The following is an 18948-nucleotide window of genomic DNA, read 5'->3' as shown; positions in this document are numbered from 1 at the left end:
ACAGTAATACAAGGGGTGTTATGAGCCATATTCAACGGGAAACGTCTTGCTCGAGGCCGCGATTAAATTCCAACCTGGATGCTGATTTATATGGGTATAGATGGGCTCGCGATAATGTCGGGCAATCAGGTGCGACAATCTATCGATTGTATGGGAAGCCCAATGCGCCAGAGTTGTTTCTGAAACATGGCAAAGGTAGCGTTGCCAATGATGTTACAGATGAGATGGTCAGACTAAACTGGCTGACGGCATTTATGCCTCTTCCGACCATCAAGCATTTTATCCGTACTCCTGATGATGCATGGTTACTCACCACTGCGATCCCCGGGAAAACAGCATTCCAGGTATTAGAAGAATATCCTGATTCAGGTGAAAATATTGTTGATGCGCTGGCAGTGTTCCTGCGCCGGTTGCATTCGATTCCTGTTTGTAATTGTCCTTTTAACAGCGATCGCGTATTTCGTCTCGCTCAGGCGCAATCACGAATGAATAACGGTTTGGTTGATGCTAGTGATTTTGATGACGAGCGTAATGGCTGGCCTGTTGAACAAGTCTGGAAAGAAATGCATAAGCTTTTGCCATTCTCACCGGATTCAGTCGTCACTCATGGTGATTTCTCACTTGATAACCTTATTTTTGACGAGGGGAAATTAATAGGTTGTATTGATGTTGGACGAGTCGGAATCGCAGACCGATACCAGGATCTTGCCATCCTATGGAACTGCCTCGGTGAGTTTTCTCCTTCATTACAGAAACGGCTTTTTCAAAAATATGGTATTGATAATCCTGATATGAATAAATTGCAGTTTCATTTGATGCTCGATGAGTTTTTCTGATAGTTAGTCTTTGTAGAGACACAAACCTGAAATTCCGGACACCGCGCTTCAGGACATCTCCCTGGACGCCGATATCTGGCAGTATCCGGACGGTACTATCGAACGCCGGGCCAACGGTACTACCCTGCCCTTTATGACTGACGACCGGCTATCTCACCCACGCACTTCTCCCTGAAATTTAGCATCGTCGCGGTTAATGTCGAAAATTTGCCACCTGACGTGGTTGGCATCGAGGGTGAAAACTGCCGTGGCGAGGGTGTTCTCCTCATCCGGATCGTCGGCAGCCAGCCGGTATTCACCGGCATCAATTTTCAGATTGATATCGTGCAGCACCTGGGTGGTGCCGAAATGTTTAGCGACCGCGCTAAATTCGGCACTGTTGCAAAGTTAGCGATGAGGCAGCCTTTTGTCTTATTCAAAGGCCTTACGTTTCAAAAACTCTGCTTACCAGGCGCATTTCGCCCAGGGGATCACCATAATAAAATGCTGAGGCCTGGCCTTTGCGTAGTGCACGCATCACCTCAATACCTTTGATGGTGGCGTAAGCCGTCTTCATGGATTTAAATCCCAGCGTGGCGCCGATTATCCGTTTCAGTTTGCCATGATCGCATTCAATCACGTTGTTCCGGTACTTAATCTGTCGGTGTTCAACGTCAGACGGGCACCGGCCTTCGCGTTTGAGCAGAGCAAGCGCGCGACCATAGGCGGGCGCTTTATCCGTGTTGATGAATCGCGGGATCTGCCACTTCTTCACGTTGTTGAGGATTTTACCCAGAAACCGGTATGCAGCTTTGCTGTTACGACGGGAGGAGAGATAAAAATCGACAGTGCGGCCCCGGCTGTCGACGGCCCGGTACAGATACGCCCAGCGGCCATTGACCTTCACGTAGGTTTCATCCATGTGCCACGGGCAAAGATCGGAAGGGTTACGCCAGTACCAGCGCAGCCGTTTTTCCATTTCAGGCGCATAACGCTGAACCCAGCGGTAAATCATGGAGTGATCGACATTCACTCCGCGTTCAGCCAGCATCTCCTGCAGCTCACGGTAACTGATGCCGTATTTGCAGTACCAGCGTACGGCCCACAGAATGATGTCACGCTGAAAATGCCGGCCTTTGAATGGGTTCATGTGCAGCTCCATCAGCAAAAGGGGATGATAAGTTTATCACCACCGACTATTTGCAACAGTGCCATCGCGAGTGGGTCAGGGTGGGACGGCTTAAAAACCCTTGTTGCAATGGCAACCAGGCTGACCGCCACCATGGCCGACGATCCGCTCAATCATGTGCTCGACGGTTATCACCGCTTCCGCCGATACGCTCCACGCATGTTGCGCCTGCTCGATCTGCGAGCTGCGCCCGTTGCACTGCCGCTTCTGGAAGCGGTGACGGCCCTTCGTACCGGTTTGAACGATGCCGCGATGACCAGCTTCTTGCGGCCCAGCTCGAAATGGCATCGCCACCTTCGGGCCCAGAGGGCTGGCGACGCTCGCCTATGGGAGATCGCGGTGCTGTTCCATCTGCGCGATGCGTTCCGCTCCGGAGATGTCTGGCTTACTAGGTCCCGGCGCTATGGCGATCTGAAACACGCACTCGTTCCGGCACAAGCCATCGCGGAAGGCGGTCGTCTCGCTGTGCCATTGCGGCCGGAGGAATGGCTGGCAGACCGGCAAGCTCGCCTCGACATGCGGTTGCGCGAGCTTGGCCGTGCCGCTCGCGCAGGCACGATCCCGGGCGGGTCGATTGAAAACGGCGTTCTGCATATCGAGAAACTCGAAGCCGCCGCGCCGACAGGCGCCGAAGATCTGGTGCTCGATCTCTACAAGCAGATCCCGCCCACGCGCATCACCGATCTCCTGCTGGAGGTGGATGCGGCGACCGGCTTCACCGAAGCGTTCACCCATCTGCGCACAGGAGCACCCTGCGCTGACCGGATCGGGCTAATGAACGTTATCTTGGCGGAAGGGATCAACCTCGGCTTGCGCAAAATGGCGGATGCGACAAACACCCACACCTTCTGGGAATTGATCCGCATTGGACGGTGGCATGTCGAGGGCGAAGCCTATGACCGGGCGCTGGCCATGGTGGTCGAGGCACAGGCAGCGTTACCCATGGCCCGGTTCTGGGGCATGGGCACGTCGGCTTCGAGCGACGGACAGTTCTTCGTCGCTACAGAGCAAGGTGAGGCCATGAACCTGGTCAACGCGAAATATGGCAATACCCCGGGCCTGAAAGCCTATAGCCACGTCTCCGACCAATATGCGCCGTTCGCAACCCAGGTGATTCCTGCAACGGCAAGCGAAGCGCCTTACATCCTCGATGGCCTGCTGATGAACGATGCTGGACGCCATATCCGCGAGCAGTTCACCGACACGGGCGGCTTCACCGATCACGTCTTTGCCGCATGTGCCATTCTCGGCTACCGGTTCGCTCCGCGCATCCGCGACCTGCCATCCAAACGGCTCTACGCGTTCAATCCGTCGGCCGCCCCGGCGCACCTGCGAGCGTTGATCGGCGGAAAGGTCAACCAAGCCATGATCGAGCGCAATTGGCCCGACATCCTGCGCATCGCCGCCACCATTGCTGCCGGGACCGTCGCGCCAAGCCAGATTCTGCGGAAACTCGCCTCCTATCCGCGGCAGAACGAGCTCGCGACAGCCCTGCGGGAAGTCGGTCGCGTCGAGCGCACCCTGTTCATGATCGACTGGATTCTGGATGCCGAACTCCAACGGCGTGCCCAGATCGGGCTCAACAAAGGCGAAGCTCATCATGCGCTGAAGCGGGCAATCAGCTTCCACCGCCGCGGTGAAATCCGCGACCGTTCCGCCGAAGGCCAGCATTACCGCATCGCCGGCATGAATCTGCTCGCCGCCATCATCATCTTCTGGAACACCATGAAGCTCGGCGAGGTCGTTGCAAACCAGAAACGCGATGGAAAGCTGCTATCGCCCGATCTCTTGGCCCATGTTTCGCCGCTCGGATGGGAACACATCAATCTCACCGGAGAATATCGCTGGCCAAAGCCTTAGCGTAGGATTCCGCCCCCTCCCGCAAACGACCCCTACACCGACACGGCCGGCTTCACCGATCACGTCTTCGCCCTGATGCACCTGCTGGGCTTCCGTTTCGCGCCGCGCATCCGCGACCTCGGCGAAACCAAGCTGTACGTGCCGCAGGGCGTGCAGACCTACCCGACGCTGCGGCCGCTGATCGGCGGCACCCTGAACATCAAGCACGTCCGCGCCCATTGGGACGACATCCTGCGCCTGGCCAGCTCGATCAAACAGGGCACCGTCACTGCCTCGCTGATGCTGCGCAAGCTCGGCAGCTATCCGCGCCAGAACGGCCTGGCCGTGGCCCTGCGCGAGCTGGGCCGGATCGAACGCACGCTGTTCATCCTAGACTGGCTGCAAAGTGTTGAGCTGCGCCGCCGCGTGCATGCCGGCCTGAACAAAGGTGAGGCGCGCAACTCGCTGGCCAGGGCGGTGTTCTTCAACCGCCTTGGGGAAATCAGGGATCGGAGCTTCGAGCAGCAGCGCTACCGGGCCAGCGGCCTCAACCTGGTGACGGCGGCTATCGTGCTGTGGAACACGGTGTACCTGGAGCGCGCCACCCAGGGGTTGGTCGAGGCCGGCAAGCCGGTGGACGGCGAGCTGCTGCAATTCCTGTCGCCGCTGGGCTGGGAGCACATCAACCTAACCGGCGATTACGTCTGGCGGCAGAGCCGCAGACTGGAAGACGGGAAGTTTCGGCCCTTACGGATGCCCGGAAAACCTTAGCGTACGATTTTTTCCGAATTCTGCGGGCTCCCCTATCTCATCTGCGCAAGGCAGAACGTGAAGACGGCCGCCCTGGACCTCGCCCGCGAGCGCCAGGCGCACGAGGCCGGCGCGCGGACCCGCGCCACGGCCCACGAGCGGACGCCGCAGCAGGAGCGCCAGAAGGCCGCCAGAGAGGCCGAGCGCGGCCGTGAGGCTTGGACGCTAGGGCAGGGCATGAAAAAGCCCGTAGCGGGCTGCTACGGGCGTCTGACGCGGTGGAAAGGGGGAGGGGATGTTGTCTACATGGCTCTGCTGTAGTGAGTGGGTTGCGCTCCGGCAGCGGTCCTGATCAATCGTCACCCTTTCTCGGTCCTTCAACGTTCCTGACAACGAGCCTCCTTTTCGCCAATCCATCGACAATCACCGCGAGTCCCTGCTCGAACGCTGCGTCCGGACCGGCTTCGTCGAAGGCGTCTATCGCGGCCCGCAACAGCGGCGAGAGCGGAGCCTGTTCAACGGTGCCGCCGCGCTCGCCGGCATCGCTGTCGCCGGCCTGCTCCTCAAGCACGGCCCCAACAGTGAAGTAGCTGATTGTCATCAGCGCATTGACGGCGTCCCCGGCCGAAAAACCCGCCTCGCAGAGGAAGCGAAGCTGCGCGTCGGCCGTTTCCATCTGCGGTGCGCCCGGTCGCGTGCCGGCATGGATGCGCGCGCCATCGCGGTAGGCGAGCAGCGCCTGCCTGAAGCTGCGGGCATTCCCGATCAGAAATGAGCGCCAGTCGTCGTCGGCTCTCGGCACCGAATGCGTATGATTCTCCGCCAGCATGGCTTCGGCCAGTGCGTCGAGCAGCGCCCGCTTGTTCCTGAAGTGCCAGTAAAGCGCCGGCTGCTGAACCCCCAACCGTTCCGCCAGTTTGCGTGTCGTCAGACCGTCTACGCCGACCTCGTTCAACAGGTCCAGGGCGGCACGGATCACTGTATTCGGCTGCAACTTTGTCATGCTTGACACTTTATCACTGATAAACATAATATGTCCACCAACTTATCAGTGATAAAGAATCCGCGCGTTCAATCGGACCAGCGGAGGCTGGTCCGGAGGCCAGACGTGAAACCCAACAGACCCCTGATCGTAATTCTGAGCACTGTCGCGCTCGACGCTGTCGGCATCGGCCTGATTATGCCGGTGCTGCCGGGCCTCCTGCGCGATCTGGTTCACTCGAACGACGTCACCGCCCACTATGGCATTCTGCTGGCGCTGTATGCGTTGATGCAATTTGCCTGCGCACCTGTGCTGGGCGCGCTGTCGGATCGTTTCGGGCGGCGGCCGGTCTTGCTCGTCTCGCTGGCCGGCGCTGCTGTCGACTACGCCATCATGGCGACGGCGCCTTTCCTTTGGGTTCTCTATATCGGGCGGATCGTGGCCGGCATCACCGGGGCGACTGGGGCGGTAGCCGGCGCTTATATTGCCGATATCACTGATGGCGATGAGCGCGCGCGGCACTTCGGCTTCATGAGCGCCTGTTTCGGGTTCGGGATGGTCGCGGGACCTGTGCTCGGTGGGCTGATGGGCGGTTTCTCCCCCCACGCTCCGTTCTTCGCCGCGGCAGCCTTGAACGGCCTCAATTTCCTGACGGGCTGTTTCCTTTTGCCGGAGTCGCACAAAGGCGAACGCCGGCCGTTACGCCGGGAGGCTCTCAACCCGCTCGCTTCGTTCCGGTGGGCCCGGGGCATGACCGTCGTCGCCGCCCTGATGGCGGTCTTCTTCATCATGCAACTTGTCGGACAGGTGCCGGCCGCGCTTTGGGTCATTTTCGGCGAGGATCGCTTTCACTGGGACGCGACCACGATCGGCATTTCGCTTGCCGCATTTGGCATTCTGCATTCACTCGCCCAGGCAATGATCACCGGCCCTGTAGCCGCCCGGCTCGGCGAAAGGCGGGCACTCATGCTCGGAATGATTGCCGACGGCACAGGCTACATCCTGCTTGCCTTCGCGACACGGGGATGGATGGCGTTCCCGATCATGGTCCTGCTTGCTTCGGGTGGCATCGGAATGCCGGCGCTGCAAGCAATGTTGTCCAGGCAGGTGGATGAGGAACGTCAGGGGCAGCTGCAAGGCTCACTGGCGGCGCTCACCAGCCTGACCTCGATCGTCGGACCCCTCCTCTTCACGGCGATCTATGCGGCTTCTATAACAACGTGGAACGGGTGGGCATGGATTGCAGGCGCTGCCCTCTACTTGCTCTGCCTGCCGGCGCTGCGTCGCGGGCTTTGGAGCGGCGCAGGGCAACGAGCCGATCGCTGATCGTGGAAACGATAGGCCTATGCCATGCGGGTCAAGGCGACTTCCGGCAAGCTATACGCGCCCTAGGAGTGCGGTTGGAACGTTGGCCCAGCCAGATACTCCCGATCACGAGCAGGACGCCGATGATTTGAAGCGCACTCAGCGTCTGATCCAAGAACAACCATCCTAGCAACACGGCGGTCCCCGGGCTGAGAAAGCCCAGTAAGGAAACAACTGTAGGTTCGAGTCGCGAGATCCCCCGGAACCAAAGGAAGTAGGTTAAACCCGCTCCGATCAGGCCGAGCCACGCCAGGCCGAGAACATTGGTTCCTGTAGGCATCGGGATTGGCGGATCAAACACTAAAGCTACTGGAACGAGCAGAAGTCCTCCGGCCGCCAGTTGCCAGGCGGTAAAGGTGAGCAGAGGCACGGGAGGTTGCCACTTGCGGGTCAGCACGGTTCCGAACGCCATGGAAACCGCCCCCGCCAGGCCCGCTGCGACGCCGACAGGATCTAGCGCTGCGTTTGGTGTCAACACCAACAGCGCCACGCCCGCAGTTCCGCAAATAGCCCCCAGGACCGCCATCAATCGTATCGGGCTACCTAGCAGAGCGGCAGAGATGAACACGACCATCAGCGGCTGCACAGCGCCTACCGTCGCCGCGACCCCGCCCGGCAGGCGGTAGACCGAAATAAACAACAAGCTCCAGAATAGCGAAATATTAAGTGCGCCGAGGATGAAGATGCGCATCCACCAGATTCCCGTTGGAATCTGTCGGACGATCATCACGAGCAATAAACCCGCCGGCAACGCCCGCAGCATCGCGACCGTCATCGGTGAGAAGTTCGGCAGGTATTGGGTGGTGACAATGTAGGTGCTGCCCCAAATGGCAGGTGCTATCGCTGTGAACAATAAATCGGGCGTGCGTAATGACATGCGATTACAAGACCTCCGCTACGGCGATGGGTTTTTGAGAGTTGCAGGCGCCGCGATGACCGCACCCTGACTTGGACTGGCCCTGCCTCGCACCAATCCACCTGCGGCTATGGCCGCGATCATGCGAGGCCCGAAAATTACACGACCTGTACACGTCCGCCGAACCCGGAACGCAACAGAGCTTCGTGGGCATCCCGATCCGGGTCGTAGCAGCAGTCCTGGACCAAACGCACGTCGTAGTCCGCATCACTAGCCCAGGCGACGCTTGAAAGAACAACGCCGGTGGTGCTTATCCCGGCCATGACAAGCGTGCTTACGCCGCGCGTCCGAAGGTCGGCGTCGAGCGCCGTGCCATAAAAGACGCTGGCTCGCGGACATGCATAGAAAAGGTCGCCCCGTTCGATCGCAAGCCCTTCGACGGGCAGACCGGTGCGAAATCGTCCGCTCGGGAGATACGGTGAGATTTGGCGATTCGTCGCCGGCGGCGCATGTTCATACTCTTCGCCGAGCGAAAAGTTGGGGAACAGCACGGGCCGGCCGCGCAAGGCGTGCTGGCAGCCGTGCAGACCCTGCGTGAGATGAACGCCGACAACCTGCGCAAGGTGCCGGCCGATGCACCCACGGCCTTCATCAAGCCGCGCTGGAAGCCGCTGGTGATCACCCCGGAAGGCCTCGACCGGAAATTCTACGAAATCTGCGCCCTGTCCGAGCTGAAGAACGCCCTGCGCTCCGGCGACATCTGGGTCAAGGGCTCGCGGCAGTTCCGCGACTTCGACGACTACCTGCTGCCGGCCGAGAAGTTCGCCGCACTCAAGCGCGAGCAGGCCCTGCCCCTGGCGATCAACCCGAACAGCGACCAGTACCTGGAAGAGCGTTTGCAGCTGCTGGACGAGCAGTTGGCCACCGTCACCCGCCTGGCCAAGGACAACGAGCTGCCCGATGCCATCCTCACCGAGTCAGGGCTGAAAATCACCCCGCTGGATGCGGCGGTGCCGGATCGGGCGCAGGCGCTGATCGACCAAACCAGCCAGTTACTGCCGCGCATCAAGATCACCGAACTGCTGATGGACGTGGACGACTGGACGGGCTTCAGCCGCCACTTCACCCACTTGAAGGACGGGGCCGAGGCCAAAGACAGGACGTTGCTGCTGTCCGCAATCCTCGGTGATGCGATCAACCTCGGGCTGACCAAGATGGCCGAGTCGAGCCCCGGCCTGACCTACGCCAAGCTGTCCTGGCTGCAAGCCTGGCACATCCGCGACGAAACCTATTCGGCGGCCTTGGCCGAGCTGGTCAACCACCAGTATCGCCACGCCTTTGCCGCCCACTGGGGCGACGGCACGACCTCATCCTCCGATGGCCAGCGCTTCCGCGCGGGTGGCCGGGGCGAGAGCACCGGGCACGTCAACCCGAAGTACGGTAGCGAGCCGGGACGGCTGTTCTATACCCATATCTCCGACCAGTACGCGCCGTTCAGCACCCGCGTGGTGAATGTCGGCGTCCGCGATTCCACCTATGTGCTCGACGGCCTGCTGTACCACGAGTCCGACCTGCGGATCGAGGAGCACTACACCGACACGGCCGGCTTCACCGATCACGTCTTTGCCCTGATGCACCTGCTAGGCTTCCGCTTCGCGCCGCGCATCCGCGACCTCGGCGAAACCAAGCTGTACGTGCCGCAGGGCGTGCAAGCCTACCCGACGTTGCGCCCGCTGATCGGCGGCACCCTGAACATCAAGCACGTGCGTGCCCACTGGGACGACATCCTGCGCCTGGCCAGCTCGATCAAGCAGGGCACCGTCACCGCCTCGCTGATGCTGCGCAAGCTCGGCAGCTACCCGCGCCAGAACGGACTGGCCGTGGCCCTGCGCGAGCTGGGCCGGATCGAGCGCACGCTGTTCATCCTGGACTGGCTGCAAAGTGTTGAACTGCGCCGCCGCGTGCATGCCGGCCTGAACAAAGGTGAGGCGCGCAACTCGCTGGCCAGGGCGGTGTTCTTCAACCGCCTTGGGGAAATCAGGGATCGGAGCTTCGAGCAGCAGCGCTACCGGGCCAGCGGCCTCAACCTGGTGACGGCGGCTATCGTGCTGTGGAACACGGTGTACCTGGAACGCGCCACCCAGGGGTTGGTCGAGGCCGGCAAGCCGGTGGACGGCGAGCTGCTGCAATTCCTGTCGCCGCTGGGCTGGGAGCACATCAACCTAACCGGCGATTACGTCTGGCGGCAGAGCCGCAGACTGGAAGACGGGAAGTTTCGGCCCTTACGGATGCCCGGAAAACCTTAGCGTACGATTTTTTCCGAATTCTGCGGGCTCCCCTTCTCTGACGGTCGTGACAGTGACACGCCCTGGTCAAGTTGAACGCAATCCGTGGTCAACGCCAACCCAAATTGGTGGTCAAGAGGAGTGCAATTTCGCACATACCTGAGGACTGCTCACCACATCGCTTGCGTCGGTAGTAGCTTCCGCACTTTCCCCGTCTCTCACCGCTAAACAGCGCTTTCCGGTAGCGGACTTTAGAGCGGCTTGATACTGGCCAGCATGCAGAAATTCTGCCCGTGTAGCGTCACGACCGGACAAGCCACTAGGGTGGCGGTCAGGAAGGCAGGCAAACGGAACACGGCGAAGCACCTCGAAGGCGCTGGCCACTTGCCATCCAACTGGGCGCGGCCTTTAATCGGCGGATCTGGAAAGGAGACGGATATGCCATTGTTGGACGAGATTATTGGGTGGGCCGGCGGACTCAGACCCTGGCAGCAGGAAGCACTGCGCCGGATATTTGCCCGGGCCGAACTAACCCAAGATGACATCGAGACCATTCTGCGAATGGTTCGCGAGCAAGAACGGGAAGACGCAACCACGGGGGGAGCACGGCCATTCACGCTGGACGACGTACCAGGCGCCGGAAGTGGCGCAACCGTGCGGTTGGTGGGTGTCTCGGGGCTAGACCAGGTAAACGGCTTCCCGTCCGGTCGTGCCTTTGACCTCGCACCGGAGGGCATGACCATTTTCTTTGGTCATAACGGCGCCGGCAAATCCGGCTACGCCCGCGTCTTCAAGAATGCCTGCAACGCTCGGCATCGGGTGGAGGTCCTGCCCGACGCTTTTGGGGCGGCAACCCCAGCTAGACTGCCATCAGCAGATTTCGCCATTTTGGTGGATGGCACTCCGGAAACCGCACGTTGGGTCCAGAACGGGCCGGCCCATTTGCATTTGAGTTCGGTCTCGGTCTACGACGCGGCCTGTGCCAATGACTACATCGACGCGGAAGGGACCCCTGCATTTCAGCCCTACGGACTCACTCATCTGACGCGCCTGGTCCTACTTCAGCGTGATTTACAGGCACGGATTGGGACCGAACGCAATGCCTTGGCTCTGGATACCCGGCAATTCGAACCGCTGAAGGGTGACACCGAAGTCGGCCGCTACATCGCCAAATTAGGTGGGGACTCGGACCGCGCCGTGCTTGCTCGATTAGGGACGGTCGGTGACGATGAACTCCGGCGACTGGAGTTTCTGAAGCGGACATTACTGGAAAGCGATCCTGTGCCGCAGGCGCTGGCCTTGGAACGTTTGGCGACACGCTTGGACCAGGCGCAGCGTCGAGCCGAGGAAGTCCAGCGCTGGGTGAATGATCGTGCCATAGCACGGGCAAAGGAACTGATTACAACGGAAAAAACCGCGCATCTCGCCATGCAACTGGCGCAAGCGCGTCTTCAGGATCGAGACACACTGAACGCCATGGAGTTGCCGGTAACGTCCTCACCCACCGCCACGCTGCTGGAAGGCACAGGAGCTGAACTCTGGCAAACGATGTACCGAGCCGCTGAGGCTTTCTCTCAGCAGACGGCATACCCTGAACATCCCTTCCCGCACCTGGAACCGGACGCTTACTGCGTACTCTGCCAGCAACCTTATTCAACGGATGCCTCGGAGCGCATGCGGCGTTTCGCGGCATTTGTCGCCGACAGCGCCACGGCGGATGCGCAAGCCGCCACGCTTGCGCGCATGAACGCTCTAGGGAAGGTGCAGGCTGTCGATCTAAACGTTCTGGATGTGCCAACACGGGCTGACGTGGAGGAGCGACTGCCCGACCTACACGCTGCCATCACCGCAGCGGCATCGGTCTGGACCGCCCGGCATACTTGGGTTAGCCAAGCCCTGCAAACTGGAAACTGGTCCCCCGAGTCAGAACCGCTTCCTATCGAAGCAAACCTCGATAGTCTCTTCGCCGCCAAAGCTGCTTCGCTCCGAGTCGACGCCAATACCCTGCGGACCTCTGCCGATCCCGCTCTACGCTTGGCGCTGACCCAAGAACTGGCAGAGCTAGAAGCCCGACAACGCCTCGCCAACCAGCTTGGCGCGGTGGAGCGCTTTGTTCAGGACAGTCAGGTCCATGCCACATTGAGCCGCTGCCATGCCGCCCTCAACCCAGCGGCAGTGTCACGCAAACTGACGTCCCTGGCGGCGACGCATGTGACCGAGGCTCTGGCCGCTTCTATGAATGCTGAGTTGAAAGCCCTGGGCTATAAGCGACGGGTGCAACCCGACCTGAGCGGGCGCACAGAGCTGGGGGTGACCAAGGTCACGCTGCGCCTGCAGGAAATCACGGCGAAAGCCTCCAAGGTGCTGTCAGAGGGCGAGCAGCGCGCGTTGGGGATGGCTATGTTCCTCGCCGAGCTCGAATCCCTGCCACATACTTCGACCGTTATTTTCGACGATCCGTCTACGTCGCTGGATCACGTATATCGTCGGGCCATAGCTCGGCGTTTGGTAGCGCTGGCTGAGACCCGCCAAGTGCTGGTGTTCACCCATGATGCGGTGTTCCTGACCGAGCTCGCGATGGCGCTTCAGCGTGCTGATCGCTCGGCCAGCTACAAGACCATCGGTTGGGACGAGTCGCCGGGACTAGTGAGCGAGGGGCTGACGTGGGCGACGATGGACACCAAGGCCCGCCTGGCTGATCTCGAAAGTCGTGCGAAAGCGCTGAACGTTCCGGTCGGCAGCGACCCGGATGATGAGCTTGAGCGGCAAATTGCATCGGGATACTCAAGCCTCCGAGGCACTGTCGAGCGCGCAATCCGCGAGGTTTTTTTGAACAATACCGTCCAGCCGTTCAGTGATGTGGTGAGCGTAGAAGCATTTGGTGCTGTCATTGGCTACCCCGCAGAGGAGTGGGAGCAGTTGCTGGCAGTGTATGCGCGGGCCTGCGAAGCTACCGAGGCCCACGACACCCCAGGCGAGCGCCAACTACCGCTTCCCGCGCGCGAGGAGTTGCTCGGCGATATCGCCCAGGTCCTGGAATTAATCAAAAACGCGACTAAACGCCGAACTGCCTACGAGAATCTACGCCGGGAGCGGACCGCGCAACGCAAGAAGCTCTTCGGCGGCTAGCCCGACGTTTCATGCCGGGCTGGTCGGGCATGGCTGTGTTTCTTTCGAATATTGCGAGCTCTCCGTTTCAAAGTTTTTTGTGGCCTCGCGGATTAAGAGGAAGCACATTGGAGGCCGGCAGTTGGCGCTCCAAGTCCGCAATACGGTCGTACAGCTCAAGAATGGTGGCGTCGGCCTCACCGAGTAGGCTGGCTAGGTGGTCACGCTGCTGCGTGATTTCCTCGATCCGTTCTCGAAGTCCACGATTTTTTCTGCGGGCTAATAAGTTGACTTGGCGCACTGATGGCGGACGTTGCTCAGCGTGTCCTTCCACGTACTTTTGGATCTCAGCGATCAGTAGGGGGAAACGAGCTTTTTTCAGTGCAGAGGGGTCGCTGCCGGCTTCCTTGGCAACGTTGTTCTGACTTACAGGCGTCCCCTTCGGCAGTCGTTCGGGCTTGTTGCTCTTCAGCCGCTCGAACGCTGCGCGATACTGCTCGCCGGCACTCATTCGCTTAGCCGAGTCAGCGGATTCAGGTTTGCCGGATGACATGGCGATAATTCTCCACACTACGTTTCTGGGCTTCCAACGAAGTCCTTAGCGGACTATCTACCTCGGCAGCGGCCAGGCGCTCATCCAATACCGCCTCCAACACTTCGACTTCGTCGAGTTGCTCGGGGTCATAGAGAACGTCCGCACATGGTTTGGTTTCTCCGGGGGAATCGCCCCCTCCGCAGCGAGCGATATTGTCGATGCCCCCATAGGGACAGGGGGTACGGCTCGTGCAGATGCCCAGCAAAATCGGTCGATGAGTGACCGTCCCCTTCTTAGCCAGATTGATCGCTTTCTTAGCATCAGAGGCTGAGATCAGGCGGACAATCTCAGATTTTCGCTTCTCGCCGTGGGGGCTGACGAATCGGTTGCTCGTCAGCTGTTGCAGCTGCCTACCCAAAGTTTCGTACATGGTGCGGACGTAGTAGGTATGGGCCTTCTCTTCCAGCCGTACCCTGGAATGGTTTTGCCCGTAGTAGAGACTCATCGCTCTGGCGACGTGCTTTAGCTGAAACTGCAATGAAGCGTCGCTGACCAGCCCGGATGCCTGCATATTCACTGCGCCGGTTCGTCGGAGTTGATGCCAGGCCAACGGCCAGATTTTGCCGACCGCAAACTCGTCGGTCAGCGTCGGCGTCACCAACCGAGCCAATTCGAAATCTTCCGGCGTAATGCGCAATTGCTCACGGTCGAACAGCTTGTCGAACCACTGAAGCACATGGGCATAGCTCGGAATCGATGGCCGAATCGTGCGGTTGATCTTGGTGAACTTCGTTCCCCACGGTTCAAGGCAATAATCAAGCAGATAGCGCTTGGCCGGATCATCCGGCACCGAGGCCTCGCCGGGGGGAGAGTCGCATTCTGCGCGGAGGTCTGCGACCACACGCATGGCTTCAACTGCCACCTGAGCTGACGGGGACGTCACCCAAAGTGCCTCAGAATCCGACATCGTCTTGGTCGTTCGTCCGCACAATACATGGATGTCGCCAAACTGCGGATCACGTTCTATGTGCAAGCAATCGGCGCGCAGGTTCCAAGCCTCTTCGACTCGCATGAGGCTGAAGTTCAGCAGATAGCACAGTCCAGATCGACTCACGAGGTTGAGGTAGCGACTCAGAGTTTGAATGCGAATTTCGTCGTCGCTCACTCCCAGCCAGCGACGAAATAGTTCCACCATGCCAAACCGATGCGCGGTGTCGATGAATGGGCCGTAGTACTGCCGCCCAGTCCACTTTCCGTTTGATCCATCCGACGGCCACTGAAACGGATAGAACGATTGTGGCCTGCGTTGTCCTTGGAGACTGGCAGAGTTGTGCCGATAGGCAGCCAGACAGAAGCGGAAGCACTCCTCGACTTGGCCTCGATGCGCCAAAAAGTCATCCAGGCATTCGCGCAAGCGTGTGATTTGATAGTGCCAAATGCGGGGCGGGATATAGGGGGTCTGGAGCTTCTGGTGGTCGGGCATGGCCGCTGCGAGGCGTGCCAACCCTGCGCGATCCAACAAGGTGAACCCCAGCGCATCCCGCCGCTCGTACAGTTCGTGCAGCAATGCCAAGAACTCACCGGACCGGGAAGCCTGGAGCACCTCCGGGAGACGGTCGGCAACGCGCGGAAAATGACTCAGTTCGGATGCGAGAATGCCTTCTTGAGTGCACAAGACGAACAGCCGACGCATCTGGTCGAAGCGCGTTTTCAGGCCTCGGTATCCACGGGCTCCATTGGGGCCGTATAGCCACCAGCCGATTACGGTCCGCAATAAATCGGCGTTCGCAGGATCGATCGCGGCGACATATTTCTTAGCTGGGCCATCGCCGAAATTGAGAGTGAGCCGTTTTCCCGCCCATGGGTCGAGCCGCCAAATGGCATCGCCCCAACGGCTCACCACCTGGCCAGCGGCATCTATGATGACCGGCCAATCACGCTGCGGTGGCCAGCACGGCGGACGGTAGTTCGGCGCATCAGGAATCGCTAGGGGCGAGTCGATGCCGAGGCCAAGTTCGGAAAGAATATTTTTCGTCATGCTGATCTTTGTCGCAGTTCTGCCAATCGGATGAAGCCATCCCAGGCCGGGTGGTAGTCACCTTCACTTATGCGCGCTCTGGCTTCTTCGACCCAAAGCCTGCGGACCTCGCTACTTTCTTCGAAGAAGCGCAGTTTGGCCGTCAGCCGATCGATCACCAGCAGGGCCGGATGCTCTGTCGTCAGGTGCTTACCCGAACTGGATGGGCGGTAGCGTGCCAGTTCAAGCGATTTGAGGTGGCGCAAGCTACCGAGAGACCACACATGATCCTCACTTTCGATATCCCGGTGCTGGGTACAGAACAGGCAACCGGCAGCATTGATGCAGTCGGGTCGCGGACCATTCTTCGGCATCGTGCCCACTGGTTCAGGTGTGGCCGATACACATCTACCAGGAGCAGGAGGTGAAAGGGACGGATCGGTTTGCTGATGGAAGCGCGTAATTTCCACCATAGCGATCTGCGGATGGGGGTCGGCATATACGCGTATCAGCGTTTGCACCGTATGCTGGGCCAACTCCGCAACCTGTTGGGGATTCTGGGACTCCCGAAGCAACCAGTTGATGCGCGTCCCGCGCAGTTTTCGCGGTCTCACTATCGGTATGCCAAGCTCGCGGCAGATGCGCGTAACGTTCGTGAACTGCGTCGCCTCTTCTAGGATTCGTCCCCCGCTACGTATAAGCGGAAAGAGCAAACCATCCGGCTCATTGGGAAACCATTCGGAACGCCATTCGAGATAGCGCTCGAACCACTCTCGATAACTGGCAAAGATCTCGAATAGCACTTCTCCTTCCCGTCGATTTTTGTAGGTACGTACCTGGTAGCCGTCTATGTGGCTGGTGTAATGAAACTGCTCAACCCGCAGGGTATGTGCTTGCTGGAGGTTCAGACCGGTCTGGGCGATGAACATCAGCAATTCACTCTCGATCCGTAAATTGACGATGGGGAAACGGGTCCGCAGTGTCCGATCTGCATCGTGGGCGGCACGCGCCGCCAGGGATGCTTCGATTTGCGCTTGGTTTTGCGGCCTGGTACGGCGGGCCGCTACTTTCTCGGGGCTCTGCAATCCCGACCATAGTTCCAGCACTTGGCCGGTGCGTAACGAAATACAAACTGGGAGGGGGGCCATTGTCCCCCTCCAGGTCAATGCCTCGCATACGTCAGCTAGAAGGTGTCCGAATGCGAAGGTGTTTTGCAGATTCTGCTTGTCCGCTTTGCTCGTATGTACCTTGCCTTTGCCGCGCGGCTTGCGAATACGTGTGCTCTTGCTCAGGCTTGCTTGGCGGTCCAATGCTCGGTCCAGCATCGTCGCCGTGAGCCTGGTGAGATCGTACAGGGACCCATCGCTGAAATTGCGTTCGACTCGATGACGCTGGAGCAAGTGATCGGTCCAACGAATGAACGTGTCGGCCGCCGTCTCGAGACTGAGATTCACGTTTTCTGAATCGATCCAGGCAAAGAATCGGCGCAATGCACTGATCTTGTTCTGCACCGAGAAGCGACTTCCGCCACCAGCAAGGTCGTCAGTCATGTGCTCATGCAGCTGCGTCACCAGCTCGAAACGTTCCGGCAAGGGACTGCCGAGTTCGCCCTGCGCGATCTGGCGGCCCACATGCTTCACCTTTGCTGCTGCACCTCCGCGAAACAGCAGCGGCCGGAGGTCCCAGGGCGTTTCAGTGGCCCCATACTCAAGCATCGGGAAAGTGAGGTCGAATTCGGAACTATCCATCGTGCCGCGCCCCAGCGCCGATCCCGCTAAATGCCGCCATGAAGCTATTTGAGAGGGCTTGTTTGATCGGCAGTGCCTGTACGAATCGGATGTATTTGAAGGTGGTGGCTTCAGAGTTAGGCCCATGGAGCAACGCGTCGCTGACCGTCGCAATTACAATAGCGACATCGGCACAAGCCGATAGCGCCAGACGTGCCAATTCGGTACCGAAGGTGCAGCGCGACTGATGGAAGCGGAATTTACGGAGCACCTGTAGTTCTGCTTTGACGCCCCGTTTTCGAAACTCGGACATCTCAACATTCACAGCAGATGACTGATCGGTGCCGCGCCTGCCATAGGCGTTACCAAAGCGGGTCAAGAACAGCAAATCACGATTCTCGGGCGAGGCTTTCGCCTCTCGTTCCATCCTCCGCCAGCCTTTGGCATATTCCAGCAATTCATCACGCAACGCTTCGGGTATCCAGACCTGGCCAGTCACACCGAATTTCGTGTGCACTGGCGGAGCTGCGCCTGGACCAACTGCAAGGCGTAGAAGCCCTTCAGCGGAAGGGTCGGGGGCGGCGCGCTCCAGAGACTGAATCTTGAGATCACAGATGCTGCCGAGCCGCATCCCGGTAAAAAATCCAAGGGCCAACATGAGGTAGAGCTCGGGCGTGGCGTTCTCTGCGGCGAAATCCAGAATTGCATCGCGATCGGTCTCCGAGACTGGCAACAGCCCATCTTCAAGCGTTTGGCCTGGGCGCTTACGGTTCGGGATGCTGAGGTCGGTGGTGGTTCCGCTGATCGTTCGCTCGAACCCCACCCGGTCGAAGTATTTAACGACGTAGGGTTTTTCCCGCCACAGCTGGACGTGTGGAGAAAGAAGCTCCCTATGCCTTACCCACCGATAGAACATGATGCAATTGCGCATGTACTCAGACGCCGTGGATGGGCCGATCTGGCCGGCATCGCGCATCTTGATCAACGCCCCTCGGTATAGCACCAGGCAGCGGTCAGCTTTGCGAGCGGGAAACTCGAACCACTGCAAATCACGAGATTCAAGAAATTTAGCGTAATTGAGAAGGCCATTCATGTTACTGGCAACGGTCTTAAGAGAAGCGTCACCAGTCGTTGCTCGCTCCACTGCCCACAGGTTTGCCTCCCTCCAAGGTGCATAGTCTGCCCAAAAGATTTGGGGCAAGCCCTCAATGGATGGCCGGCTGCTACTGGGGGAGTATGCGACGGCGTTCTCTCTGCGCACGAGGTAATGGGGCACGAAATGAATGCGCTCTAGCGTCGCCATTCAACGCCCCTGGGACGCTTAACAATGTCCATAGATAGAACTCAATAGCTTAGGCGTCCGCACTATACAACTTACTCTTATCGCTGGAATAATTGTCAATGCACGGCGGTATGGATCTCTGACATTCCGCACAAGGGCGGGTGGGCCGGGTGGCTCGCTCTGGCTGTGGGACGGTGA

13 protein-coding genes and 3 pseudogenes are annotated in these 18948 nt (G+C 59.4%); 7 read left to right on the top strand and 9 right to left on the bottom strand.

Going from position 1 to position 18948, the window contains the following annotated elements; genetic code table 11:
• The first annotated feature begins 20 nt into the window (after nt 1–20).
• On the top strand, nt 21–836 hold the full coding sequence (locus N0B28_RS04145) for an aminoglycoside O-phosphotransferase APH(3')-Ia (protein WP_000018326.1): 816 nt from the start codon (nt 21–23) through the stop codon (nt 834–836).
• A 153-nt stretch (nt 837–989) separates the two neighbouring features.
• On the opposite strand, the gene N0B28_RS04140 is transcribed toward N0B28_RS04145, so the two are convergent.
• Together N0B28_RS04140 and N0B28_RS04135 are read right to left on the bottom strand one after the other, a co-directional pair.
• The gene (locus N0B28_RS04140) at nt 990–1169 is read right to left on the bottom strand and encodes a hypothetical protein (protein WP_000902128.1); all 180 of its coding nucleotides are present in this window, start codon (nt 1167–1169) and stop codon (nt 990–992) included.
• A gap of 91 nt (nt 1170–1260) precedes the next feature.
• Entirely contained in the window at nt 1261–1965 is a 705-nt protein-coding gene (locus tag N0B28_RS04135) for an IS6-like element IS26 family transposase (protein WP_275730491.1), read from the bottom strand.
• A 60-nt stretch (nt 1966–2025) separates the two neighbouring features.
• Here N0B28_RS04135 and N0B28_RS04130 point away from each other — a divergent pair.
• The 3 genes and pseudogenes from N0B28_RS04130 to N0B28_RS04120 form a co-directional block, all read left to right on the top strand.
• A pseudogene (locus tag N0B28_RS04130) lies at nt 2026–3864 on the top strand (Tn3 family transposase); the annotation flags it as partial.
• Nucleotides 3865–3897: 33 nt separating this feature from the next.
• Nucleotides 3898–4614: pseudogene (locus tag N0B28_RS04125) on the top strand (Tn3 family transposase); the annotation flags it as partial.
• Between the two features lie 57 nt (nt 4615–4671).
• Complete coding sequence (locus tag N0B28_RS04120; RefSeq protein ID WP_000844627.1) at nt 4672–4914, top strand: transposase; 243 nt, start codon at nt 4672–4674, stop codon at nt 4912–4914.
• Between the two features lie 31 nt (nt 4915–4945).
• On the opposite strand, the gene tetR(A) is transcribed toward N0B28_RS04120, so the two are convergent.
• Nucleotides 4946–5596, bottom strand: coding sequence for a tetracycline resistance transcriptional repressor TetR(A) (gene tetR(A) / locus N0B28_RS04115; RefSeq protein WP_000164043.1), 651 nt, complete (start codon nt 5594–5596; stop codon nt 4946–4948).
• A gap of 105 nt (nt 5597–5701) precedes the next feature.
• Here tetR(A) and tet(A) point away from each other — a divergent pair, with 105 nt between their 5' ends.
• A complete protein-coding gene (gene tet(A), locus N0B28_RS04110; protein ID WP_000804064.1) occupies nt 5702–6901 on the top strand; it encodes a tetracycline efflux MFS transporter Tet(A) in 1200 nt (399 codons plus the stop codon).
• 31 nt (nt 6902–6932) lie between these two features.
• Here the strand turns inward: tet(A) and N0B28_RS04105 are convergent, their stop codons facing one another.
• Both N0B28_RS04105 and N0B28_RS04100 read right to left on the bottom strand, forming a co-directional pair.
• Nucleotides 6933–7817 (bottom strand): EamA family transporter, encoded by an 885-nt coding sequence (locus N0B28_RS04105; RefSeq protein ID WP_000058717.1) that lies wholly within the window; start codon nt 7815–7817, stop codon nt 6933–6935.
• A gap of 137 nt (nt 7818–7954) precedes the next feature.
• Complete coding sequence (locus N0B28_RS04100) at nt 7955–8347, bottom strand: isochorismatase family cysteine hydrolase (protein WP_001351729.1); 393 nt, start codon at nt 8345–8347, stop codon at nt 7955–7957.
• Between the two features lie 3 nt (nt 8348–8350).
• Here N0B28_RS04100 and N0B28_RS04095 point away from each other — a divergent pair.
• Together N0B28_RS04095 and N0B28_RS04090 are read left to right on the top strand one after the other, a co-directional pair.
• A pseudogene (locus tag N0B28_RS04095) lies at nt 8351–10102 on the top strand (Tn3-like element TnAs1 family transposase); the annotation flags it as partial.
• A 417-nt stretch (nt 10103–10519) separates the two neighbouring features.
• Nucleotides 10520–13210 carry an AAA family ATPase gene (locus tag N0B28_RS04090; protein ID WP_173895841.1) on the top strand — a complete coding sequence of 897 codons (2691 nt, stop codon included), beginning with the start codon at nt 10520–10522 and terminating at the stop codon, nt 13208–13210.
• Nucleotides 13211–13277: 67 nt separating this feature from the next.
• On the opposite strand, the gene N0B28_RS04085 is transcribed toward N0B28_RS04090, so the two are convergent.
• The 4 genes from N0B28_RS04085 to N0B28_RS04070 are packed head-to-tail and all read right to left on the bottom strand — an operon-like array spanning nt 13278 to nt 18771.
• Nucleotides 13278–13700 (bottom strand): hypothetical protein, encoded by a 423-nt coding sequence (locus tag N0B28_RS04085; protein ID WP_173896084.1) that lies wholly within the window; start codon nt 13698–13700, stop codon nt 13278–13280.
• Nucleotides 13701–13722: 22 nt separating this feature from the next.
• Nucleotides 13723–15762: a hypothetical protein gene (locus N0B28_RS04080; RefSeq protein WP_034039551.1), complete on the bottom strand. Its 2040-nt coding sequence runs from the start codon at nt 15760–15762 to the stop codon at nt 13723–13725.
• Nucleotides 15759–17489: a site-specific integrase gene (locus N0B28_RS04075; RefSeq protein WP_034039553.1), complete on the bottom strand. Its 1731-nt coding sequence runs from the start codon at nt 17487–17489 to the stop codon at nt 15759–15761. The genes N0B28_RS04080 and N0B28_RS04075 overlap by 4 nt, the downstream gene beginning before the upstream one ends.
• Complete coding sequence (locus N0B28_RS04070; protein WP_034039555.1) at nt 17482–18771, bottom strand: site-specific integrase; 1290 nt, start codon at nt 18769–18771, stop codon at nt 17482–17484. The genes N0B28_RS04075 and N0B28_RS04070 overlap by 8 nt, the downstream gene beginning before the upstream one ends.
• Nucleotides 18772–18948 lie beyond the last annotated feature (177 nt).

This window comes from Pseudomonas sp. SD17-1 (genome assembly GCF_029201585.1).
Classification (GTDB): Bacteria; Pseudomonadota; Gammaproteobacteria; order Pseudomonadales; family Pseudomonadaceae; genus Aquipseudomonas; species Aquipseudomonas palmensis.
Note: the sequence above shows the minus strand (reverse complement) of the source record. Positions and strands in the feature narration are given on the sequence as shown.